The organism is Aquicoccus porphyridii, from assembly GCF_008369105.1.
Lineage (GTDB): Bacteria > Pseudomonadota > Alphaproteobacteria > Rhodobacterales > Rhodobacteraceae > Aquicoccus > Aquicoccus porphyridii.
The window spans coordinates 1-386 of sequence record NZ_VINQ01000198.1 but is presented as its reverse complement, the minus strand read 5'-3'; the positions used below and the strand labels follow the sequence as shown (position 1 = coordinate 386).

Here is a 386-nt window from a genome sequence, read left to right as displayed (position 1 = left end):
GGCTGAATACCATCTGCCAGCGGCTGCCGCCCAGTTGCCGCCAGAGCCGCGCCGAGCGGATGCCGGCGAGCAGCAGGGCGCGGATCCGCGCGGCGTTGCTGCTGACCTGCAGGTGGCGCATGTCGCCGTGTACCTGGATGCGCTGGCGGAAGGTGCTGAGGGTGTCCTGGTAGATGCTGGCGAACGAGGCGATGACGTTCTCGTGGACCAGGCCGAAGTGCTGGACCTGCTGTTCGACCTGGTCGAGGCGCTGGCCGATCAGGTCGAGCATATCGCCGCGCTTGTCCAGTTGCCGTTCCAGGGTCAGCATCGCCAGGGCGTAGCGCAGCGGTTCGCGCTGCAGGCTGCCGGGCTTGCGCTCCAGGGCGCTGGCCAGGGCCTTGAAG

At 68.7% G+C, this 386-nt stretch carries 1 protein-coding gene; it reads right to left on the bottom strand.

Annotated features, from left to right (window positions below; genetic code table 11):
- Positions 1-386 (bottom strand): DUF489 family protein (locus FLO80_RS24175; protein ID WP_149187170.1); only part of this gene is annotated, 386 nt, incomplete at both ends.